Annotated in this window: 1 protein-coding gene; it reads left to right on the plus strand. The window is 47.6% G+C overall.

Features of this window, described 5'->3' with window-relative positions:
- A partial coding sequence (locus A3761_RS24265) for a Sua5/YciO/YrdC/YwlC family protein (protein WP_197473235.1) occupies window positions 1-1,148 on the plus strand: 1,148 nt, incomplete at both ends.

The raw sequence follows: 1,148 nt of genomic DNA on the forward strand, positions 1-1,148 counted from the left end.
CCATAGTCGAGCTAGACAGAGCAAGCCTTCACGAGCTGAATTCTTCTCACGCACCGATTGTACTTCTGCCTAAGAAAAGAAGTTTAAAGCCTGACTCTAAGCAAGAAGAGGAAGATTGGCTCGCACCGAACCTAAGTGACTTGGGCTGCATGTTGCCTTATACCCCGCTTCATTATCTAATTTTTCATGCCCTGCTTGGCAGGCCAAAAGGAATAAATTGGCTTGAAGAAGCACAAAACTATCAACTACTCGTGACCAGCGCCAACCTTCCTGATGAACCCATAGTTTATGACAACGACAAGTGTATCGAGCGACTTGCCTCCTTAGCTGACTACGCTTTGCTAAACAACCGGGATATTGTCGCGCCTTCAGATGATTCAGTAATCCAAGCAGGTGAGCCCAAAGCACTAATCAGACGCTCTCGTGGGCTAGTTCCCGCCTCGATAGCTTTGGCAGATCGGCAAGCACACACTCTTGCGTGCGGGGCCCATTTAAAGAATACCTTTTGCTTAACTCAAGGCTATAAAGCCTATATATCGCCCTATCATGGCGAGTTAGACAAGCCAGAAAACTACCTGCGTTTCCAGACTAACATCGCGCATTATCAACACCTTTTTGGCAATAGGATTGATCAATACTGCGCAGACCTTCACCCAGATTATGTAAGTACTCACTTCGCTGAAAAGAACTCGCAGAAAAGCAACTCGCCCCTAATAAAAGTTCAACACCATCACGCTCACCTGACATCCTTACTCGCAGAACAAACAGGCCAAGCAAAACTACCCGCGCTTGCTTTAATACTCGATGGAAATGGCCTGGGAGACGATAATCAAGCCTGGGGTGGTGAGCTATTCTATGTAGACTCGAAGCAGATAGAACGTATCGGACACCTTGAGAAAATAGCGATTCCTGGTGGCGATATCGCCACACGGGAAATCTGGCGAACTGGTGCAAATCTATTGGCAAAAACAAGTAGGGAACAGGCATTCGAAGCTTACGCAGATAGCCTCAAGAATGAGCTCACTAGTCATTTCATTCTGAATGGAACGCACCATTTTACGAGCAGTGCAGGCAGGTGGTTCGATGCAGCCGCCTCAATAATCGGCGTTCGCCAAGAGTGTACTTATGAAGGGCAAGCCGCTGCAGAG

It is taken from the genome of Oleiphilus sp. HI0123 (assembly GCF_001635315.1).